This window comes from Streptomyces montanus (genome assembly GCF_005786655.1).
In the GTDB taxonomy this organism is placed as follows: Bacteria; Actinomycetota; Actinomycetes; order Streptomycetales; family Streptomycetaceae; genus Streptomyces; species Streptomyces sporangiiformans.
This window is the reverse complement of the sequence record NZ_VBZC01000009.1, coordinates 21,505-42,462: the sequence shown is the minus strand read 5'-3', so window position 1 is coordinate 42,462 and position 20,958 is coordinate 21,505. Positions and strand designations below refer to the sequence as shown.

At 70.0% G+C, this 20,958-nt stretch carries 17 protein-coding genes and 3 pseudogenes; 12 read left to right on the top strand and 8 right to left on the bottom strand.

Going from position 1 to position 20,958, the window contains the following annotated elements; all coding sequences use genetic code 11:
* Positions 1 to 153: 153 nt before the first annotated feature.
* Entirely contained in the window at positions 154 to 1,056 is a 903-nt protein-coding gene (locus tag FE633_RS09835; RefSeq protein WP_138044736.1) for a LysR substrate-binding domain-containing protein, read from the bottom strand.
* A gap of 110 nt (positions 1,057 to 1,166) precedes the next feature.
* Between FE633_RS09835 and FE633_RS09830 the strand changes: the two genes are divergently transcribed.
* From FE633_RS09830 to FE633_RS49180, 6 genes and pseudogenes are all read left to right on the top strand, one after another.
* The gene (locus FE633_RS09830) at positions 1,167 to 2,360 is read left to right on the top strand and encodes a four-carbon acid sugar kinase family protein (RefSeq protein WP_138044735.1); all 1,194 of its coding nucleotides are present in this window, start codon (positions 1,167 to 1,169) and stop codon (positions 2,358 to 2,360) included.
* A complete protein-coding gene (pdxA, locus tag FE633_RS09825) occupies positions 2,357 to 3,346 on the top strand; it encodes a 4-hydroxythreonine-4-phosphate dehydrogenase PdxA (RefSeq protein WP_212747192.1) in 990 nt (329 codons plus the stop codon). The genes FE633_RS09830 and pdxA overlap by 4 nt, the downstream gene beginning before the upstream one ends.
* Positions 3,347 to 3,391: 45 nt before the next feature.
* A complete protein-coding gene (locus FE633_RS09820; RefSeq protein ID WP_138044734.1) occupies positions 3,392 to 4,051 on the top strand; it encodes a HisA/HisF-related TIM barrel protein in 660 nt (219 codons plus the stop codon).
* A gap of 234 nt (positions 4,052 to 4,285) precedes the next feature.
* The gene (gene solA / locus FE633_RS09815) at positions 4,286 to 5,425 is read left to right on the top strand and encodes an N-methyl-L-tryptophan oxidase (protein ID WP_138044733.1); all 1,140 of its coding nucleotides are present in this window, start codon (positions 4,286 to 4,288) and stop codon (positions 5,423 to 5,425) included.
* 19 nt (positions 5,426 to 5,444) lie between these two features.
* Entirely contained in the window at positions 5,445 to 6,416 is a 972-nt protein-coding gene (locus FE633_RS09810; protein WP_138044732.1) for a succinylglutamate desuccinylase/aspartoacylase family protein, read from the top strand.
* A 444-nt stretch (positions 6,417 to 6,860) separates the two neighbouring features.
* A pseudogene (locus tag FE633_RS49180) lies at positions 6,861 to 6,926 on the top strand (AsnC family transcriptional regulator); the annotation flags it as partial.
* Between the two features lie 71 nt (positions 6,927 to 6,997).
* On the opposite strand, the pseudogene FE633_RS09795 reads toward FE633_RS49180, so the two are convergent.
* Positions 6,998 to 7,291: pseudogene (locus tag FE633_RS09795) on the bottom strand (aldehyde dehydrogenase family protein); the annotation flags it as partial.
* 174 nt (positions 7,292 to 7,465) lie between these two features.
* Between FE633_RS09795 and FE633_RS09790 the strand changes: the two are divergent.
* From FE633_RS09790 to FE633_RS09780, 3 genes and pseudogenes are all read left to right on the top strand, one after another.
* Positions 7,466 to 9,496, top strand: a pseudogene (locus FE633_RS09790) (S8 family peptidase); the annotation flags it as partial.
* 255 nt (positions 9,497 to 9,751) lie between these two features.
* Positions 9,752 to 10,336, top strand: coding sequence for a hypothetical protein (locus FE633_RS09785; RefSeq protein WP_138044729.1), 585 nt, complete (start codon positions 9,752 to 9,754; stop codon positions 10,334 to 10,336).
* Positions 10,337 to 10,347: 11 nt separating this feature from the next.
* Positions 10,348 to 11,082: an ABC transporter ATP-binding protein gene (locus FE633_RS09780; protein WP_138044728.1), complete on the top strand. Its 735-nt coding sequence runs from the start codon at positions 10,348 to 10,350 to the stop codon at positions 11,080 to 11,082.
* Between the two features lie 61 nt (positions 11,083 to 11,143).
* Here the strand turns inward: FE633_RS09780 and FE633_RS09775 are convergent, their stop codons facing one another.
* The 4 genes from FE633_RS09775 to FE633_RS09760 all read right to left on the bottom strand — a co-directional run bounded on the left by FE633_RS09775 (position 11,144) and on the right by FE633_RS09760 (position 15,894).
* Positions 11,144 to 11,725, bottom strand: coding sequence for a hypothetical protein (locus FE633_RS09775; RefSeq protein WP_138044727.1), 582 nt, complete (start codon positions 11,723 to 11,725; stop codon positions 11,144 to 11,146).
* 95 nt (positions 11,726 to 11,820) lie between these two features.
* Entirely contained in the window at positions 11,821 to 12,294 is a 474-nt protein-coding gene (locus FE633_RS09770; RefSeq protein ID WP_138044726.1) for a carboxymuconolactone decarboxylase family protein, read from the bottom strand.
* Positions 12,295 to 12,417: 123 nt separating this feature from the next.
* Positions 12,418 to 15,003, bottom strand: a complete 2,586-nt coding sequence (locus tag FE633_RS09765) for a bifunctional FO biosynthesis protein CofGH (RefSeq protein WP_138044725.1) — start codon at positions 15,001 to 15,003, stop codon at positions 12,418 to 12,420.
* 45 nt (positions 15,004 to 15,048) lie between these two features.
* Positions 15,049 to 15,894: an LLM class F420-dependent oxidoreductase gene (locus tag FE633_RS09760; protein ID WP_138044724.1), complete on the bottom strand. Its 846-nt coding sequence runs from the start codon at positions 15,892 to 15,894 to the stop codon at positions 15,049 to 15,051.
* A 258-nt stretch (positions 15,895 to 16,152) separates the two neighbouring features.
* On the opposite strand from FE633_RS09760, the gene FE633_RS09755 reads away from it, so the two are divergent.
* Positions 16,153 to 17,697, top strand: a complete 1,545-nt coding sequence (locus FE633_RS09755) for a CehA/McbA family metallohydrolase (protein ID WP_138044723.1) — start codon at positions 16,153 to 16,155, stop codon at positions 17,695 to 17,697.
* A gap of 335 nt (positions 17,698 to 18,032) precedes the next feature.
* On the opposite strand, the gene FE633_RS09750 is transcribed toward FE633_RS09755, so the two are convergent.
* On the bottom strand, positions 18,033 to 18,419 hold the full coding sequence (locus FE633_RS09750) for an SH3 domain-containing protein (RefSeq protein WP_138044722.1): 387 nt from the start codon (positions 18,417 to 18,419) through the stop codon (positions 18,033 to 18,035).
* Between the two features lie 235 nt (positions 18,420 to 18,654).
* Here FE633_RS09750 and FE633_RS09745 point away from each other — a divergent pair, with 235 nt between their 5' ends.
* Positions 18,655 to 19,050: a nitroreductase/quinone reductase family protein gene (locus tag FE633_RS09745; RefSeq protein WP_138044721.1), complete on the top strand. Its 396-nt coding sequence runs from the start codon at positions 18,655 to 18,657 to the stop codon at positions 19,048 to 19,050.
* Positions 19,051 to 19,105: 55 nt separating this feature from the next.
* On the top strand, positions 19,106 to 19,561 hold the full coding sequence (locus FE633_RS09740; RefSeq protein WP_138044720.1) for a LysE family translocator: 456 nt from the start codon (positions 19,106 to 19,108) through the stop codon (positions 19,559 to 19,561).
* On the opposite strand, the gene FE633_RS09735 is transcribed toward FE633_RS09740, so the two are convergent.
* Positions 19,530 to 20,846: an MFS transporter gene (locus FE633_RS09735; RefSeq protein ID WP_138044719.1), complete on the bottom strand. Its 1,317-nt coding sequence runs from the start codon at positions 20,844 to 20,846 to the stop codon at positions 19,530 to 19,532. The two genes, FE633_RS09740 and FE633_RS09735, sit on opposite strands and share 32 nt — an antisense overlap.
* Positions 20,847 to 20,958 lie beyond the last annotated feature (112 nt).

Here is a 20,958-nt window from a genome sequence, read left to right as displayed (position 1 = left end):
AGGGAATGCGTGTGCCTCACCCCCCGGCGGCCGGAATCTTCCGCCGCAGGTCGCGATGATGGCGATAGGGGATCTGCCGCAGCAGATCCGGTATTTGCTGCGGGCAGCAACCTGACGGGACCCCAAGCAACGAAGGTGCTGTCAGTCCAGTGGTCACACTGGATCGGGGTCGTTTTCGAGCTGGCTCGTCTTGGCCCGCAGCCATGCCGTCAGGCGGCGGACACGTCCGTCCTGCTCGGGTGATTGACGGCTGAGGAGGTGGTAGCTGGTGCCGTCGGGGACGAAACCGAAGGGTGCGACGAGTTGTCCTCGCTCCAGGTCGTCGCGGGCGACGGCATACGGGGCGATGGCGACCCCGACGCCGGCCGCGGCGGCCTGGAGGGTCAGATAGAAGTGCTCCAGGGTCTGCTGGGAGGCGGACTCTGCTCTCATGCCGGTGATTCGCCGCCAGTCGTCCCACGCCTGCGGTCGTGTGCCGGTGTGCAGAAGAGTCACCTGCGACACGCCGGCGGCGCCGGTCAGACGGGTCGCGAGATCGGGTCGGCACACGGGGCCGATCCGTTCGGCGAACAGGCGGGTCCGGCTTGCCTCTTCGGGGAAGGGGAAGTCGTCCCGGCGGATCGCGAGGTCGATGTTGTCCCTCTCGAAAAAGACGGGGCCGCCGCCTGCGGACAGGTGTACGGCGACGTCCGGCACGTTCACGGCCAGATCGGGCAGCTGGGGAATGAGCCATCGCATCAGGAGTGTGGGCTCACACGAGAGGGTGAGCGGTCCTGTGGGTGTGCGGGGTGAGATCTGCCGGGCTGCCGCATCGATCTGATCGAGCGCGTCCCGTACGACGGCCGCCAGCTGGCGAGCCTGAGGGGTCGGACGCAGGGCGCGTGTCTGCCGCTCGAACAGTGATATTCCAAGGGACCGTTCCAGATTCTGGATCTGTCGGCTCACCGCGCCGTGCGTGACGTGCAGTTCCCGGGCCGCCGCGGTCATGCTCGCGTGCCGGACTGTCGCTTCGAAGGGCAGCAGCGTGTTCAGAGGAGGAAGGGACGGCCATCGCATGAGTGAACTTTACTCACAGGTCCTGTGAGAATGAATCGTTTGTCCTGCTTCTTCACCTCAACGACTATTGACCCCGTCACAGAAACGAGCGGCTGACGGAGGGGTGGAGCATGACGTTCCGCGATGACGTGCGGCGGGGGATCGCCATCCTGGCGGACGACCTCACCAGTGCCGGGGACGGTGCAGCGCCGTTCCGCCGGACTGGTCACGACGCCCGGATCCTGCTCACGCCCCCAGCGAGCCTTCCACGGCACGCCGTGGGTGTGACCGCGGTCGACCTCGGGAGCCGGATGCTGGACGAGGAGGCCGCCGCTTCGTCCACCCGGCGGGCGGCCGGCCTGTTCGCCGGCTCCGAGCTGCTGTTCAAGACGGTGGATTCCACCCTGCGCGGTCATGTCGCGGCGGAGGTCCGGGCCGCCTGGGCGGGGTCGCGACGGCGGGCCGTCGTCATGGCTCCGGCCTTCCCCGCGGAGGGCAGGGTCACGGTGGAGGGCGTCCAGTACGTGCGGGGCGTACCGGTCCACGAGAGCGACTATGCCCGCGACCCGGCGCACCCCGTGCGGTGCTCGGACCTTGCCACGCTGTTCCCGGAGGCCGTTCTCGGGCGGCCGGACCGGGCAGATGAGTTGCCCGAACGTATCGGGAACGGCGATCTGATCGTCTGCTCCGCCGCCGAGGACAGCGACCTCGACCGTCTGGTGGCAGCGGTGCCGCAGCTCGACGAGGTGCTGTGGGTCGGCTCCCCGGGTCTGGCGGCCGCCCTGGCCCGAAGGTGCGCACGCGCCACGGGCACCGCTGCGTCACAGCCCGCCCCGGCCAGACGTCCACTGGTCGTGGTCGGCAGCACCAACCCGGCGACCCGACGGCAGTTGGCCGAGCTGCACGGCAGCGGGGACGTCCAGGGTGTCACCGTCGGCGTCGATCCGGCCCCGGCCGTTCAGACGCTGCGAGGCCTGACGACCCCCGTCCTCACCCTGCGGACACCTGATGAACGCCACACACCACAGACCGCCCAGGCACTCGCCCGCTCCCAGGCCGCCGTCGTCCAGGCGCTGGCCGAGGACCACACGGTCGACGCACTCGTCATCACCGGGGGAGAAACGGCCACCACCGTGCTCCAGCCCCTCGGCGCCACCGGCATCGACCTACTCGACGAACCCGAACCCGGCGTCGTCCGCGGATCCCTGACCGGCCGGCTCCCCCTTCCCGTACTGATCAAGGCAGGCGGCTTCGGCGACGACGCCATGCTCCTGCGCCTGTGCCACCTCATCCGACATCCCCTCGACCCAGGAGAGCACGTATGACCCCGATCGCCATCACCATGGGCGACCCCTGCGGAATCGGCCCCGAGATCACCCTCAAAGCGTGCGCCGACCCCCGGCGTACCGTGCCCGTCGTCGTCATCGGCGACATGGATGTCCTCGACCGCGCCAACAAGATCGCCGACACTGACCTCGCACTCCGCCCCATCTCATCGGTCGACGAGGCGAAGTTCGCAGCCGGCACGGTGGACGTCCTTGCCGAGGACAGCCTTCCGGCCGACCTGCCCTGGGGCACCCTCGACGCCCGCGCCGGAGCGGCGTCCTTCGAGTACGTGCGCCGCGGTATCGAGCTCGCGATGGCCCACGAGATACGGGCCCTGGTGACCGCGCCGATCAACAAGGAAGCACTGCGCCTGTCCGGCGTCCCCTACCCCGGACACACCGAGATCCTCGCCGCCCTGTCCGGCACCACGGACTACGCGATGATGATGGCCACCGACGAACTGCGGACCGTCCTGGTCACCGTGCACCAGTCACTGCGCACCGCGATCGACGCGATCACCACTCCCCGCGTACTCGACATCATCCGCCTCACCCACCGCACACTCCAGCGCGGCGGCCTGTCCGCGCCCCGTATCGCCGTCGCCGGCCTCAACCCCCACGCGGGGGAGAACGGCCTCTTCGGCCGCGAGGACCTGGACATCATCGCCCCCGCCATCGAAGCCGCGCAGAGCGAAGGCATCGAGGCGAGCGGGCCCTGGCCCGCCGACACCGTCTTCATGCGCGCCCGCGCCGGAGCCTTCGACGCCGTGGTCGCCCAGTACCACGACCAGGGCCTCATCCCCGTCAAGTACCTCGGCATCGAGCACGGCGTCAACATCACCATCGGCCTGCCCTTCGTCCGCACCAGCGTCGACCACGGCACCGCCTTCGACATCGCCGGCTCCGGCACGGCCGACCACACCAGCCTGCTCGCCGCCCTGACCCAGGCAGACCGCCTGTCCTCAGGGGTACCGGACCGTCCCTGACCCACCGACCCCCGTCAGCCCCGGAACAGGAAACAGAAGGACACCATGGACTTCATCTTCATGCTGACCCGCGACGACCGCACCGTCACCGACTGCCTCGAGGTCCTCGACACCATCGAGGATCTCGGCATCACCCACATCGGATTCAAAGACATCGGTGTGGACCCCGACACCCTCGCCAAGCTCCACACCCGCATCAAAAATATGGGCGCCACCACCTACCTGGAAGTCGTCAGTACCCACCGGGACCAGGCTCTTGCCTCCGTACGGACGGCCACCGAACTCGGCGTCGACTGGCTGATGGGCGGCACCTGGATCGAGGAGACCCTCCACCTCCTGCACGGCACATCCATCGGTTACCTGCCCTTCGCCGGAGAACCCCTGGGGCACCCCACCCGCCTCGGCGGCACCCCGGACCGCATCGCCGATGACTGCCGACGAGCGGAGGCCGCCGGCTGCGCCGGCGTCGACCTCCTCGCGTACCGCGCCACCGACGCCGACCCTCTCGACCTGGTCCGCGCCGCCCGCGCCGCCACCACCGGCCGCCTGGTCGTCGCCGGCTCCATCACCAGCACCGACCAGATACAGGCGCTCGCCTCAGCCGGAGCCGACGCCTTCACCATCGGATCCGCCGCCTTCGACGGCACCCTGCAGCCCCACGCCGGCACCCTCCGATCCCAACTGGCCCCCGTGGTGGGTCTGTAGCCAGAGCCGTCCCCAGGAACTTTGAAGGATGGCGGAGCGGAGCGGTCACCGTTTCGGACCTATTGACTGCCCCGTAAGCCGCTGCCATTCTCTGTGCCGGATAATAGCACGTCATGCCACAATGTGGCACATGGGTGGGTTGGGGGCCCCAACGGTGCGCCCCCTCCACGTCGCCCCCAAGCGTCCTCACGCTCGGGCCCAGCTTGCGGCTCGGCGATACGAAAGGAAAGTCCTGTGTCAGCCGCGAGGAAGCGCGTCGCCGTCGTCGGCGTCGGAACGATGGGCAGCCAGGCCGCCTGGCGGCTGGCGGCCCGCGGCGCCGAGGTCGTCGGCTACGACCGCTACGCACCCGGCCACGACCGCAGCGCCGCAGGCGGCGAGACCCGGGTCTTTCGCAGCGTGCAGACCCACGACGGCCGCTATGTGCCGCTCGTCCGGCACGCCGACGCCCTCTGGAAACAGCTGCAGGCGGAGACCGGGCGGGAACTGCGCCGCCTGACCGGAGCCCTGGTCATGGGACCGGCCGACGACCCCGAGATACGTACCGTCATGGACGGCATCGCCGAGCACGGCCTCGACCACGAGGTGATCGACACCGAGGCGATGGCCAAGCGCTTCCCGCAGTTCCGCGTCGACGACGGCGACCTGGTGGTCCTCGACTCCCACGCGGGCTTCATCCGCCCCGAGCTGACGGTCCAGACCACGGCCCGGCGCGCCGAGGAACTGGGCGCCCGGATCCGCCGCTACACCCCGGTGCGGGAAGTCACTCCCGTCGCCGGGGGAGGCGTGGAGATCCGCACCGACACCGACACCGAGCGCTTCGACGCCGCGGTCGTCACCCCCGGCCCGTGGGTCGGCGACCTGCTGCCCGACCTGCCGTGGGAAGTGAGCGTCTACCGCGCGATCAGCGCCTGGTTCCTGCCCCACGAGGACCACCCGGCAGACGCCGAGCGTCCCGCCTTCATCCGCTGCGGCGACATCCCCTTCTACGGCATCCCGTCCCCGGACGGCCTGACGGTCAAGCTGGGCCTGCCCCAGCCCCACCACAAGCCCGTGGACGATCCGAACCGCCTGAACCGGACCGTCGCACCGGAAGAACTGGAGGCCTTCACCACGGCGGTGCGACGCCACCTGCCCGGCCTGAACCCCGACCCGGTGCGCCTGTCCGTCTTCATGGAGGGCTACACCGACAGCACCCGCCCGCTGGTCGGCCCCCTGCCGGGCTGCGACGACATCGTCCTGCTGGCCGGCTTCTCCGGTCAGGGCTTCAAGATATCGCCCGCCATGGGCGACATCGCCGCGGACCTCGCCCTGGAGGGCCGCACCTCCCAGCCGATCGACTTCATCACCACAAGCGGCCGCTCCGCGGCCTGAGTCAGAAATGAGGAAACCCATGACCCTGACCATCGGCGCGCTGAGGGCCGAGCCCGGCCGGAAGACCCGCGGGAGCCTGCCCGCCGACCTCGGCACCACGACCGTGGAGGTGCCCCTGATCCTCGTCAACGGCTCCCGCCCGGGCCCCAGGGTGGTGATCACCGGGGGTGTCCACGGCGGCGAGTTCATCCCCGTCGACGCCACCACCCGCCTGGCCGGGCTGCTGGAACCGGACGATGTCGCCGGCCAGGTGGTGATCTGCCCGGTGGCCAATCCCCCGGCCGTCTACGGGGGCCGGCTCAACATCTCCCCGCTGGACGGCGTCAACATCAACCGCGTCTTCCCCGGCGACAAGGACGGCGGCCCCACCGACCGCATGGCGGCCTGGCTGTTCGAGCACCTGATCGACGGCGCCGACGCCTACATCGACCTGCACAGCGGCGGCATCGACCAACACCTGCTCGACTTCGTCGGCTACCGCCTGACCTCCGACGACGAGCTCAACGCTAAGAACAGGGGGATGGCCCACGCGGTCGGATACGAGCGGGTCATCTTCGGCACCAGCGCGGCCGACGGCAACAGCCACGCCGCCGCGAACCGGCAGGGCATCCCCGCGATCCTCGTCGAGACCGGCCAACTCGGCGACCGCGACCCCGCCACCGTCAACAGGCTGCTCGACGCCCTGTACCGGATCCTGCACCACCTCGGCGTCATCGAGGCGCCGCAGCACCTCGCACCGGTGACCGTGCAGCCGCGCGACTGGATCTGGACGGGCGAGGTCGAATCTCCGGCCGCAGGCCTCTGGTACCCCGACGCCGTCACCGGCGACGAGGTGACCGAGGGGCAGACCATCGGCCGCATCATCGACCCGGTCGACGGCGCCGAGCACAAGGTCGCCGCCGTCTCCACCGGAAAGATCATCTACAACATGAACGGGCTGACCGTGCGCCCCGGCACGCACCTCGCCGCCATCGCCGCCCCCCACGACTGACGGGCCTCATGCCCGCCCACTGAACCGTCTCCATCCCAGTGAGCCTGCCTTCCCGTCGAACCCGTCCTCCATAGTGGCCTACGCCAGCTCACGGAGGACGAGCGCAACGCACTCGCCGGTGCGCCCAACCACTACGACAAGGGCTTCGACACGGACATCGACTGGTGGCTGAAGAACGAAGCGGCCGTCACCAAGCGCTGGTAGGAGTGGACTCGCGGCTCAACTCGGTGTCGCCACACCGTCCGTCAAGGTGACCGGCGTCAAGCCGGCCACCGCGACAGGCACAGCGCAAGAAGCTCCGCGACCAGCCTGGTCCGCTTCGACCGGAGCGGTGGCCTGCTGAAGGCCCGCCGCCACGGCCTCGCCTCCGGCACCCGGTCGCGCCGGAGACTCTTGCCGCGGGGGTTTGCGACCTTGACCGATTCGCGAAGGAGACGGTCCACTGTGGACACCATCGACGAGAAGATCATCGCCGAGCTGACCCGCAACGCCCGCATCTCGCACTCGGACTTGGCCGGCAAGGTGCTGCTGTCCCGCAATGCGGTGCGCCAGCGCATCGAACGCCTGGGCAGCAGTACCGCGCCCTCGGCCACCGCCGTGTCGACCTTGGCCCGGGTGGCGGCCGCGGCCTCATGGGTGATCATGGGGCCGACGTCGGTGCTCTCGTCGAGGGGGTCGCCGACGCGCAGCAGCTTGGTGCGGGCGACGAAGGCGTCGCGGAAGCGCTCGTAGACCTGGTGGGCGATGAGGATCCGCTGGGTGCCGATGCAGTTCTGGCCCGCGGCCCAGAACGCGCCGGAGACACATGAGGCCACGGCCTCGTCCAGGTCGGCGTCGTCCATGACGATGACCGGGGCGTTGCCCCCGAGGCCCATGGCGAGCCTCGAGTCCGCGGGCGCTTCAGCACGGACGCAGTGCGCCCGCCACCCTCGCGTCACCGACTCGCTTAGCCGTCGGTCGGGTTGGGTGTCTTCCTGCAGGAGTAACAGAACGGCAAGTTCGGCGCTTGGTCCTCAACACGCTGAACTTGACAGGGAACGGCATCGCCCGACGGGGTCCGCAAGGCCGACCTCGACAAGTCCGTTCCGCAGATCGGCGCGGACAAGGCCTGGGCGACGGGCTACGACGGCAAAGGCATCAAGATCGCCGTACTGGACACGGGAATCGACACATCCCATCCCGATCTCGAGGACCAGGTGATCGCTGCCAAGAATTTCACCCAGGCCGCCGACACGACCGACAAGTTCGGCCACGGCACGCATGTCGCGTCCATCGCGGCCGGTACGGGCGCCAAGTCCGCGGGCAAGTACAGGGGCGTAGCGCCGGGCGCGAAGGTACTCAACGGCAAGGTGCTCGACGACACCGGCTACGGCGACGACTCGGGCATCATCGGCGGAATCGAATGGGCCGCCGAGCAGGGCGCCGATGTCGTCAACCTCAGCCTGGGCGGCGAAGACACCCCCGGGCTCGACCCGCTCGAAGCCACGGTCAACCGCCTCTCCGACGAGAAGGGCGTTCTCTTCACCATCGCCGCGGGCAACTCCGGCGAGTCCGGGGAGGCGACCGTCGACTCGCCCGGCAGCGCGGAGGCCGCGCTCACCGTCGGCTCCGTCGACGGCGACGACCAACTCGCCGACTCGTCCGGCCGCGGTCCGCGCGTCGGTGACGGCGCCGTCAAGCCGGACGTCACCGCGCCCGGCGTGGACATCACCGCCGCCGCGGCCCCGGGCAGCGTCATCGAGCAGGAGGTCGGCCAGAAGCCGGACGGCTACCTGACCATCTCCGGTACGTCGATGGCGACCCCGCACGTCGCGGGCGCGGCGGCGATCCTGAAGCAGCAGCACCCGCAGTGGACGTACACCGAGCTCAAGGGCGCGCTGACCGGCTCCACCAGGGACGGCAAGTACACGCCATACCAACAGGGTTCGGGCCGCATCGTCGTCGACGCGGCCATCGCACAGACCGTGGTCGCCGACCCGGCCTCCCTGAATTTCGGCACCCAGCAGTGGCCGCACACCGACGACACCCCGGTCACCAAGAAGGTCACGTACCGGAACCTCGGCACCAGGGACGCCACGCTGAGCCTCGCGGTGACGGCGACCGATCCGGCGGGCCGGCCCGCACCGGTCGCTTTCTTCGTCCTCGGCGCGAAGACGCTTACCGTCCCGGCGGGCGGCGAGGCCTCCGTGGACCTGACCGCGAACACGAAGCTGGGCGGCACGCTCGACGGCGCTTACTCGGCGTATGTGGTGGCGACCGGCGGCGACCAGTCCGTCCGTACGGCGGCCACGGTGCTGCGCGAGGCCGAGGCGTACGACGTGACGCTGAGGTTCCTCGGCCGGGACGGGAAGCCCACACCGCACTACTCGTCGTTCCTGTCCGGCGTCACGGTCCGTGACGAGGCCCGTTTCCGCGAGCTGTACGACCCCTCGGGCACGTCCAAGATCCGCCTGCCGAAGGGCACTTACCTCTTCGACACGACGGTCTCCGTGGACCCCGAGGACTCCGGGAAGGGCACCGACTGGCTGGTCCAGCCGAAGCTGGACGTCACCGAGGACATGACCGTGACGGTCGACACGCGCGCCGCGAAGCCGGTCGACATCACCGTGCCGGACAGCGCGGCCGAGCCGCGGTTCGTGGCGCCGCGGTACTGGTACGCGGGTGAGGGCTACAACATCGAAACGGGCGTGGACGTCAACACGTTCGACGGTCTCCGTACCGCGCATCTCGGCCCCGAGGTCACCACCGGCGCGCTGAACCAGCAGTGGATCGGCGTCTGGGCCAAGGGCGCCGACACCGAGTACGACGTGCTGCTCGGCGGCAAGACGAAGAAGCTCGCGACGGGTTACCGCAAGCACCTCAAGGCCGCCGACCTCGCCACGGTGAAGGTCGGCATGGGTGCTTCGGCCGCGGGCAAGGAGGGCGGCCTCAGCGCGGCCGGCTACTTCCCGGAACTCGGCGGCATCTCCCCGATCCCCCGCCCGCAGAAGCTCCCGCGCACCCGCACGCTCCACCTCTCCGCGCTCGACAACGCCAAGTGGGGCCTTTCCTTCGAGCAGTACGGCGTCCCGGACGAGGATCGGGGCGGCCAAGGAGTCGGCCTACATCGTCAACGCCTACGCCGTCAGGCTGTGGGTCTCCCATCACGCCGGCGGTGAACGTGTCCTGCGGGCGCATCTCAAGGGCAACCAAGACATAGAGAACCTCGACGAGGTGCTGGAGAAGGCCGGTGAGCGCCAACGCAAAGCCCTGCGCCTGCCGTTGGACAGTCAGGGTGCCTGGTACGACGCCGAACGTACGAAGGCATGCCGCCTCGCCACAGGGAAGGAGGAGTCATGATCTGGTGGCTCCACGCGCGGCGCATCCCCACCGTCCTCCTCCCCATGTCCCTCGCGTTCGCGATCGTCCTCGCCCTCGCCTATCAATGGACCGCGATGCTGCCGTCCCTGGCCAGCGGCACCAACGTCGTGCGCTTCCTCACGTTCGTGCCACTCATCGTCGTCGCCCCGCTGCACTACTGCCTCACCCAGCGCCTGCACGAGGCGGAGAACCTGTCGCAGCGACCGGTGCGCCGCTATGACGCGGTTCTCGTCCTGGCCACCGTCTGTTTCGCCATGCTCGCCGGCCTCACCGTCGGAGTACTGACCGGTGACGATGCGGCACGCGGCGTCGGCCGCAACGTCGCATTCCTGGCCGGCCTGATGCTCCTCGCGCTCAGGTTTGTCCCACAGGCGGCGGCCGGTGTCGCCGTGGGATGGGTGTTCCTCTCGGTGTTCGCCGGAAGTGATGCCTATCGCCGCCCCCGTTTCTGGTCCGTCCTCGAGCACCCCGCCGCCAGCATCCCCGCGCTCGTCGAGGCATTCGTGTGCTTCGCCGCCGGTTTGGCGGCTCATCTCCTCATGCGCCCCCGCACGACGTGAAAGGCCCTTCCATGACACTCCAGTTGGACAAGGTGTCGTTCTCCTACGGACGTAACGCGCGCCGCGTCCTGAGCCACTTCTCCTACTCCGTGCCCGACGGGTTCACGCTGCTCCTCGGCCCCAACGGCGCAGGCAAGTCGACCATGCTCAAGCTCGCTTGTGGCCTGAACCAGCCCACCAGTGGCGCCGTCCGCCTCGGCTCCCACACCTCCCGCGACCGGCGCTTCCTCTCTCAGGTCGCATGGATGCCACAGACCATCACCGCCATGGCCGGGCTCACTGCCCGTGAACAGGTCGCCTACACCGGCTGGCTCAAAGGCATGAACCGTGGTGACGCGTGGGACGCTGCCGTCACGGCCCTGGACCGAGTGAAGATGAAAGAACACGCTGACGTCAGGACGAAGAAACTCTCCGGAGGCCAGCTCCGCCGTGTCGGTGTCGCCTCAGCTCTCGTCCATGGTGCGCACATCCTGCTTCTGGACGAGCCGACCGCAGGCATGGACCCCACCCAGCGACGTGTGTTCCGCGACCTGATTCTCAGCCTCGCCACCAGCGACGTCCGGGTGCTGATGTCCACCCATGACATCGCCGACCTCGCCGAGGAGGCCGATCAAGTCACTGTCGTCAACGACGGCCGCGTCACCTTCACGGGATCCACCGAAGAGTTCCTGAACCTCGCCCCCGTCGAGACTCGCCCCGAGCGGCGCGCGGAGACCGCGTACGCCGAAGCCTCCGCCCACCCGTAGGGGGAACGATGTCGTCCAAGCCGATGTGCTTTCCCGCTTGGGCGGCGCGGGGTCATGACCCCTACGGCTGCACCTTCAGCGACCAGCGGTGCATCGACCCCCACTTCAGGTTCTCTCCCTCGACCGCCAGCACCCCGGCCGCGTCCGGCACCACGACGACATCCCTGAATCGATTGCTGCGCCCGCAGAGCACCCGCACGCACCGGCCCTGCTCGTTGTAGATCGCGAGCCGCCCGCCCAGGTCGCCGAACTCCACGGCAAGCCGGGTCCCCGGCTCGGGGCGCTGGAACACCCGTGAGACGCCGCCTTTGGCCTCCCTGGGCAGCTCCCCGACGGACATCGCATCCAGAAACCTGATCTTCCACCGTCCGCGCATGTTCCAGCCGCGCTGGATCCGCACGGACTCGCACTCGCCGGGCGCGAGCAGGATGTGCCCTCTCTCCCGCCCGATCCCCGAGGAACCGAGGCCTCGTTCCGTATACCGCCCGCGCGGTTCCGTGACGCCGATGACCTCGAATCCCAGGCTCGCGATCCAGCCCCATGTCTCGATCACCACCGGACGTCGGCGGAGTTCCTTCGGCAAGGGGATGACGCGTTCGCCGTATCCCGAGAAGTAAGTCCTCGTACCTGTCCCGCTGGACATTCCACCTCCATCAAGCGTTGAAGGAGTATCGAGGGCCCTGGCGCGGTTGCGCCAGGGCCCTCGATACGTTTCGTGCGCAGCCCGCCCGATGCTGGTTACCCGAACTGGCCGGGCTGGTAGTCGCCGGCGGGCTGCTGGACGATGACGTTCATGCGGTTGTAGGCGTTGATGAGGGCGATGAGGGACACCAGCGCGGCGAGCTGGTCCTCGTCATGGTGCTTGGCGGCATTCGCCCAGACCTCGTCCGTGACACCGCCGGCGGCGTCGGCGATACGGGTGCCCTGTTCCGTCAGTTCCAGGGCGGCCCGCTCGGCTTCGGTGAAGACCTTCGCCTCCCGCCAGGCCGCGATCAGATTCAGGCGCACCGACGTTTCCCCGGCGTGCGCGGCGTCTTTGGTGTGCATGTCGGTGCAGAAGCCGCAGCCGTTGATCTGGCTGGCGCGGATCTTCACCAGCTCCTGCGTCGTGGCCGGCAGGGTCGAGTCCGACACGACCTTGCCCGCCGAGTTGATGTACCTCGCGAACTTGGCCGCGACGGGGTTGCCGTAGTAGTTGAGACGAGCGTCCATGGTGATCTCCTTGCCGTTTCGACGGTTACACAGCACCGACGGAACGGCCCGGAGAGATGTGACAGCACAGTGAATGTGATCTGGGTCACATTCTCCACCCAGCGGCAATGATCGCGGCTCCTGTCACTCCAGCACGGGCAACAGCTCCGGCAGGTGTCCGTCGGACACGGCGGCCGCTCGCCGGCGCTCCTCCGTCACCTCCCCGTACAGCGTCGTCCGCGGCTTCGCCGGACGTCCTGCCGCCTCCGCGACCGCGATCAGGTCCTTGACGGACTTGTAGGAGCCGTAACTGGAGCCCGCCATACGGGAGATGGTCTCCTCCATCAGGGTGCCGCCGAGGTCGTTGGCTCCCGAGCGGAGCATGTCGGCCGCGCCCTCCGCGCCCAGCTTCACCCAGCTGGTCTGGATGTTGGGGATGTGGGGGTGGAGGAGGAGGCGGGCCATGGCCGTGACCGCGCGGTTGTCACGTGTCGTCGGGCCGGGGCGTGCGATGCCCGCCAGGTACACCGGCGCGTTGGTGTGGATGAACGGGAGGGTCACGAACTCCGTGAAGCCGCCCGTCTGTTGCTGGATGCGGGCGAGTGTGCGGAAGTGGCCCAGCCAGTGACGGGGCTGGTCCACGTGCCCGTACATCATCGTCGAGGACGAGCGGATGCCCAGCTCGTGCGCGGTGGACACCACCTCGATCCAGGTCGCCGTGGGCAGCTTGCCCTTCGTCAGCACCCAGCGGACCTCGTCGTCGAGGATCTCGGCCGCCGTGCCGGGTATGGAGCCGAGGCCCGCCTCCTTCGCGGCGGTCAGCCACTCGCGGATCGACATCCCCGTGCGCGTCGCGCCGTTCACGACCTCCATCGGTGAGAAGGCGTGCACATGCATTCCCGGCACCCGCTCCTTCACCGCGCGCGCGATGTCGAAGTAGGCGGTGCCGGGCAGGTCGGGGTGGATCCCGCCCTGCATGCAGACCTCCACCGCGCCCACGTCCCAAGCCTGTTGGGCACGGTCGGCGACCTGGTCCAGGGAGAGCGTGTACGCGTCGGCGTCGGTACGGCGCTGCGCGAAGGCGCAGAAACGGCAGCCGGTGTAGCAGACGTTGGTGAAGTTGATGTTCCGGGTGACGATGTACGTGACGTCGTCGCCGACCATCGACTTGCGGACGTCGTCCGCCACCGAGCACAGCGCGTCCAGCGCCGGGCCGTCCGCGTGCAGCAGCGCCAGGGCCTCGTCGTCGGTCAGCCGGGTCGGGTCGTCGGCCGCCGTCGCGAGCGCCGCGCGCACGTCCGTGTCGATCCGCTGCGGCACCATGCCGGGCGCCGCGGCCTCCCGCAGCGCCTCCCAGTCGCCGTAGACGGCGTCGAAGTCGTCACGGCGGTCGGACGTACGGCCGTCGGTGTCGATGGTGTGGTGCAGATCGGTACGACCCGACGCCGTGAACACCTCGTCCGGCTCCTGCCAGGGACGGCCCCGGACGACGGAATCGGGGTTCGCCAGGCCGGTCCCGGAATCCGCCAGCGCCCGTACGTGCGGCAGCAGCCGCGGATCCAGCCACGGCTCGCCCCGCTGTACGAACTCCGGGTACACGCACAGCCGTTCACGCAGCTCGAAGCCCGCGGCCGCCGACTGTTCGGCGAGCTGCTCGATCTGCGGCCAGGGCCGCTCGGGGTTCACATGGTCGATGGTCAGCGGCGAGACCCCGCCCCAGTCGTCGATCCCGGCGCCGATGAGCCGCCCGTACTCGCTGTCGACGAGATTCGGCGGAGCCTGGAGGCAGGCGCTCGGCCCCATGATGTGCCGGGCGACGGCGACCGTCGCGACCAGGTCGTCCAGCTCCGCGTCCGGCATCCCGCGCATCGCCGTGTCCGGCTTGGCGCGGAAGTTCTGGATGATCAGCTCCTGGATGCCGTGGTACGCACGCGCGACGCGGCGCAGCGCGAACAGCGACTCCGCCCGCTCCTCGTACGTCTCCCCGATCCCGATCAGCAGCCCGCTGGTGAAGGGGACGGAGGACCGCCCCGCGTCCTCCAGCACGCGCAGCCGCACCGCCGGCTCCTTGTCGGGCGACCCGTGGTGCGGGCCTCCCGGCTCGGACCACAGCCGCGTCGCGGTCGTCTCCAGCATCATCCCCATGCTGGGCGCGACGGGCTTGAGCCGCTGGAAGTCGGTCCACGACATGACACCCGGGTTCAGGTGGGGCAGCAGCCCCGTCTCCTCCAGGATGCGGATCGAAATCGCCCGTACGTACGCGATGGTGTCGTCGTACCCCTCCGCGTCCAGCCACTCGCGCGCCTCCGGCCAGCGGTCCTCGGGCTTGTCGCCGAGGGTGATCAGGGCTTCCTTGCAGCCGAGTTCGGCACCGCGCCGGGCGATGTCGAGCACCTCGTCCGGGGACATGAACATCCCGTGCCCGGCCCGGCGCAGCTTGCCGGGCACGGTGACGAAGGTGCAGTAGTGACACTTGTCGCGGCACAGCCGGGTGAGCGGGATGAAGACGCTCTTCGAGTACGTGATGATCCCCGGCCGGCCCGCCGCCGCCAGGCCCGCGTCCCGCACCCGCCCGGCGGACGCGGCGAGGTCGTCCAGGTCCTCCCCGCGCGCCTGGAGCAGCACGGCCGCCTCGGCGGCATCGAGCGCGACGCCGTCGCGGGCGCGTTTGAGGGCCCGCCGCATGGCGTTCGCGGTGGGCCCGGTTCCGGAGCTCGCGGAAGTCGTCATTCTTCGAGCATACGATCGTATTGATCAGGTCCTGTGGGTGCCGCGTCACACGTATTTCGCGTAGTCGTCCAGCACGCGCAGTACGTCCGCCTCCTCCGCGGGCGGCAGCTGCAGCACGACCTCCTCGATGCCCAGGTCCGCGTAGTGCGCGAGCTTGCCGGGGCTGGGCAGCACGGCGTACGGCACGACCTGGAGCGCCTCGGGGTCGCGGCCCGCCTCGGCCCAGGCGGAGCGCAGGGCCGGCACCGACTCGGTCAGTCCGCGACCGCCGATCGGCAGCCAGCCGTCCGCGTACTCACTGATGTGGGAGAAGAGCTTCGGCCCGGCCGCGCCCCCGATGAGGGTCCGCGGCCCGACGACCGGCCCGCGCGGCTCCTGTACGGGTTTGGGGTACGCGTGACTGGCTCGTACGGACCCGAACTCCCCCTCGTACGCCGTCGGCTGCGCCGACCACAGCGCCCGCATCAGCGCCATCCGGTCCCGGGTCAGCTCCCGCCGCGTACGCCAGTCGACGCCGTGGTCGGCGGCCTCCTCCACGTTCCAGCCGAATCCGACACCGAGTGTGAAGCGGCCGCCGGAGAGGTGGTCGAGCGTCGCGATCTGCTTGGCGAGGTCGATGGGGTCGTGCTGGGCGACGAGGGTGATGCCGGTGCCGAGACCGAGGGCCGTGGTGACCGCCGCCGCCTGACCGAGCGCGACGAAGGGGTCGAGCGTGCGGCCGTACTCGGGCGGCAGCTCGCCTCCCGCGGGATACGGCGTCGTCCGCTCGACCGGGATGTGCGTGTGCTCGGGCAGATACAGCCCGGCGAAGCCGCGCTGCTCCAACTCGCGGGCCAGCCGGGTGGGGCTGATCGTCTCGTCGGTGAGGAAGATCGTGGTCGAGATCCGCATCGGCGACCTCTCTGTGAACGGCTTGGACTGCTTGGACGGCTTGGACGGCTTGGACTGACCGTACTGGTGGTCGCGGCCGCCGGGGACGACCTCGTACGCCGCCGGGGGCTCCGCGCGGCTCCGACTGAACGAAAGCTGTCGATTCCCTTTTCTTGCACCGCAGTTCACGGCTGAATACCAGGGTTGACCGTGCCACCCCTGCATCACCCTGCACGACCCTGCACCACCCATGTCACCCGACACCCCGGGAGCAGCAGCATGTGCGAGGACGACCACGGATACGCAGTGGGCAGACGCGCCCTGTTCGTGACGGGAGCCGCCGCCGCGCTTACGTTGGGAAGCGTGAGCTTCTCGAAAGACGCCGACGCCGACGCAGCCGCCGGTGCGGCGGGCAACCAGGAGACGAGAACGGTGCGCGGCACGCTGCCGACCGGCTCGCCGGACTTCGTCTATCTGCCGGTCGAAGTCCCGGACGGCGTACGGGAGATCAAGGTCGCGTACACCTACGACAAGCCCTCCGTCCCGGCCGGCACCGCGGGCAACGCGCTGGACATCGGCATGTTCGACCAGCGCGGTACGGAACTGGGCGGCAAGGGCTTCAGGGGCTGGTCCGGCGGGGCGCGCACGGAGTTCTTCATCCGCGCCGACGACGCCACGCCGGGCTATATCCCCGGGCCCGTCCGCGAGGGCACCTGGTACATCGCGCTGGGCCCCTACACGGTGGCCCCGCAGGGACTCTCGTACGAGATCACCATCACGCTCACGTACGGCGAGCAGGGCACGGTCGTGAAGCCGACGTACCCGCCCTCGCGCGCCAAGGGGCGCGGCCGCGCCTGGTACCGCGGCGACTGCCACCTGCACTCCTGGTACTCGGACGGCCGTCGCACCCCGGCCGAGATCGCGGCCCTCGCGCGCGCCGCGGGCCTGGACTTCATCAACTCCTCCGAGCACAACACCCATTCGGCGCACGCCCATTGGGCGGACCAGGCGGGCCCTCATCCCGACGGCGAACTGCTGATCATGCTGGGCGAGGAGGTGACGACGAGGAACGGTCATGTCGTCGCGCTGGGCACGGAGCCCGGCACGTTCGTGGACTGGCGCTACCGGGCCCGCGACAACCGTTTCGGCAAGTACGCGCGGCAGATCCGCCAGGCGGGAGGTCTGGTCGTCCCGGCCCACCCGCACGCCACCTGCGTCGGCTGCAACTGGAAGTTCGGCTTCGGCGAGGCGGACGTGGTGGAGGTGTGGAACGGTCCGTACACGCCCGACGACGAGGTGTCACTGGCGGACTGGGACAGCATGCTCGTGGCGTCGGTCCAAGGCGGCCGCGACTGGATTCCGGCGATGGGCAACAGCGACGCCCACCGCGATCCCGACCCCGTCGGATCCCCGCAGACGGTCGTCCTCGCCGACGACCTGACCCGCGAGGCCATCCAGGAGGGCCTGCGCGCCGGCCGCTCGTACATCGCCGAGTCCAAGTCGGTCTCGCTCACCTTCACCGCGTCCGGCCCGAAGGGCGAACACGCGGGTATCGGCGGCCGGTTGAGGGTGGACCGCGACGACCCCGTCACGGTCCGCCTGGAAGTGACGGGCGCGCCCCGCTGCACCGCCCGTTTCGTCACGGACCAGGGCGTCCTGCACACGAGCCCCGTCCTCCCGGTCTCCGGCTCGGGCACGGTCGAATGGCGGACGACGGCCCAGTACGCGGCGTACGTACGTGCGGAACTCCGCCACGAGGCGGCGATCACGTCCCTGCCGGGCCCGTTGGCGGCGTTCACGAACCCGATCTTCCTGGGGCGTTAGGGGTCACGGCGCGCGAAGCGGGGCCCGTACCAACGGACCCCGCTCTCGCGCATCAGCCAGTACCCGTCACCGGCCGCCGGCGGCCCTCAGCAGTCGGGGATCCCCTCGGTCTTCTCCCCGCCGACCAGGTAGACGTTGCTGATGAACAGGCTGTCGCTGCCGCCCGGCTTCTCGACCTGCGTCCACCAGCTGCCCGGCGCCATCCTTGGCCTGGGCGGACACGGAGCCGGCGGGCTGAAGGTCCGCCGCCATGGCCGACGGCCCCGTGAACGCGACGGCCGCGGCCGTCGCGACACCGGCCAGAACGGCGGCCTTCTGGCTCATCCCCCGCCGCTTCACATCCCGCATTCGGGAACGTCCGGCAGCTTGTCGGCCGGGTGGTCTACGTAGTGGCCGGCGATCCACCCGAGCAGGCCGCCACGCTCCGCGAGCACCCACCACTCGTTGCCGCCGACGACCTGCCCCTGGTTCTGGCAGACCGCCTCGAAGGGCTCGTTCGGCTGCAACTTCCCGGCGATGACCGGGCAGTTGGCGGGTGAGGGGTTGTTGTCGCAGGTGGCGCGGTCGTTCGGGTTCTCGCGGACGTTCACGTCCGTCGCCCAGACCGTGTACGTGGCCTGCGCTCCCGTGTCGGCGGCCGCGGCGGGCCCTGCGGTGACGACGCCCGCGGCCACCACGGCCGCGGCTGCCGCCGCTCCGGCAAGGGCGGTACGTACGTTCATGTGGTTCTCCCCGTTGGTCGTTTCCGTGCGTCCTTGCCCCTGGGACACGACCGGCAGGACCGTTCCATACGACAGCGCCTGATGTGACCTGCGTCACTCAACTGCGCGTCGGACATGCACTCCGCGAAGAGGGGGATGGGCCAACAGCGTCGTCCCTCGATCGTGTGCTACACCCTGATGAGCCGGGCACGACGCCACGACCGCAGTCGACGCACCCAGAGGGAGCGAACAGCCGATGTCGCGTTACCACGACCTCAAGTACCGAGCCGTCACCACGCTCCAACGCCACATCGTCAACCCGATCACGCGCCACGTACCGCTCCACACGCTCCTGGAGACCACCGGCCGCACATCCGGCCTCCCCCGCCGCACCCCGGTGGGCGGCCGCCGCGTCGGCGACTCCTTCTGGCTGGTCTCCGAGTACGGCGAGAAGTCCCAGTACATCCGCAACATCCGGGCGAATCCGAGAGTGCGCGTGCGCATCGGCAGGCGCTGGCACACCGGGACCGCCTACGTCCTCCCCGACGACGACCCGATCGCCCGCATGCGCAAGCTGCCCCGCCTGAACAGCACGGCGGTCCGGCTGGTGGGGACGAATCTGCTGACGGTGCGGGTGGATCTCGAGGATTGACGCGCTCCAAAAAAGCGGGTGCGGTGGCGGGAACTCCCCGTGTTGCATGGGCTTCATGGTGTCCACCGACCGACTGCTCGCCTTCGCGGCCATGTCATTCCTGCTGATCGTGGTCCCCGGCCCCAGCGTGCTGTTCGTGATCGGGCGGGCCCTGGCGCAGGGACGCCGCGCCGCGCTGACCACCGTCGTGGGGAACACGATCGGCGCGTACGTGCTCGTCGTTGCCGTGGCGCTGGGCATCGGTTCCGTCGTGGAGCGCTCGGTCGTCGTCTTCACGGCACTGAAACTGGCCGGTGCCGCCTACCTGATGTACCTGGGGGTCAAGGCGTGGCGACAACGGGGTGCGCTGCAGGCCGCGCTGGCGTCCGACAGCGTCTGGGGACTGGTCGCGGCCACCGCACGAGGCTGGTTCGCCCGGTCACCGCGGCGCCTCTCCCTGGTCGGCGGAGTCGGCGGACCCACCATGGTGGGCCTCGGCGTCACCGTCGCCGCGACCGGGCGGAAGGACTAGCATCACCGCCACCCACAGGTTCTCGCGTCCGCGCCCGGCTCCGGCTCACCGTCCTGCCAGGAGCGGCCGGCCGGACCAGGAGGGTCAGGGCCGCGGCGGCCGCGGTGGCGAGGAACGCCGCGCGCAGGCCGTACGCGTCGCTGAAGAGGCCCAGCACGGCCGGACCGGTGACCGTGCCCACGCCGAGGCAGAGGACCGTGACGCTGAAGCCGGTCGACGGCTGGTCGGGGAAGACCCGGTAGCTCCATACCGCGAGCAGGCCCGAGCCCGCCATGAAGCACGGTCCGTAGAGCACCGCCGAGAGCGTGACGGCCGCGAGTGCGCCCGGCGCGGCGCCGAGCAGGGCGACCGCGGTGGCGATGCCCGCGAAGATCAGAGCGTGGACGCGTCGCAGGCCGTACCGCGCGATCGCGCTCCCCGTCAGCGCCCCCGCCGTGCCCGTCAGGCCCATCAAGGTCCAGAACAGCGGAGCCGTGGCGGCGTTCGTGCCGGCCTCGCTGGAGATCACCTCGACCGCGAAGGCCCAGTAGACGGCACCGACCAGCCCGTACGACAGCGCGGTCAGGAAGAGCGGGACGGCCGGGCGGCGGGCGAACCACCGGGCTTCGAACCGTACGCCTCCCGTGCCGGCGGCGGCCGAACGATGCGCTCCGCCGGGCAGGACGCGCGCGTTGTAGAGCGTCGTGACCAGGGCGGCCGCCGCGAAGGCCAGCCACGCATACCGCCAGCGCGCGCCCTGAGCGACCAGCGCCAGAGGGCCGGCGACGACGACCGCGAAGGCCGTGCCACTCGCGATCACGCCCATGACGCGCTCGCGCCGGCCCGGCGGCACCATCCGGTCCACCGCGTCCGAGTACGGCGCCCAGGCCCACCCGGAGCTCGTACCGGCAAGGATCAGTCCGGCGGTCAGTGTCGCCGGTGTGCGGGCGAAGGCCACGAGCCCCATCCCGGTGGTCGCGGACAGCCCGCCGACGACCACCAGCGGGCGCGGGCCGACCCGTGAGACCAGCGCGCCGACCAGCACGAGTGCCGCCACATATCCCAGGTACGTGGCGCTGCCGATCAACCCCATCAGCGATACCGACAGCCCGAACTCGCGCCGGAACTCCGGCAGGAAGAGTCCGTATCCGTAGCGTGCGAAGCCGAAGGTGACGCCGATCGCCGCCACCCCCGCGAGGCCCATCCGCCACTGCGGTGGCAGCGCCGCCCCCTCCCGCCTCCCGTGTTCGTGTGTCGGCTCATGGGTCGGCTCGCGTGTCTGTTCGTGCGTCTGTCCGTGTGTCATGGCTGCGCCTTCCGTCTTCCGGAGCTCGTCCCTGGGTGTCGGTGTGCGTGAGCGATCCGATCTCGGTCTGCCTCAGCATCCGGCCCGAGAAGACGGCCAACCAGTGACGGAA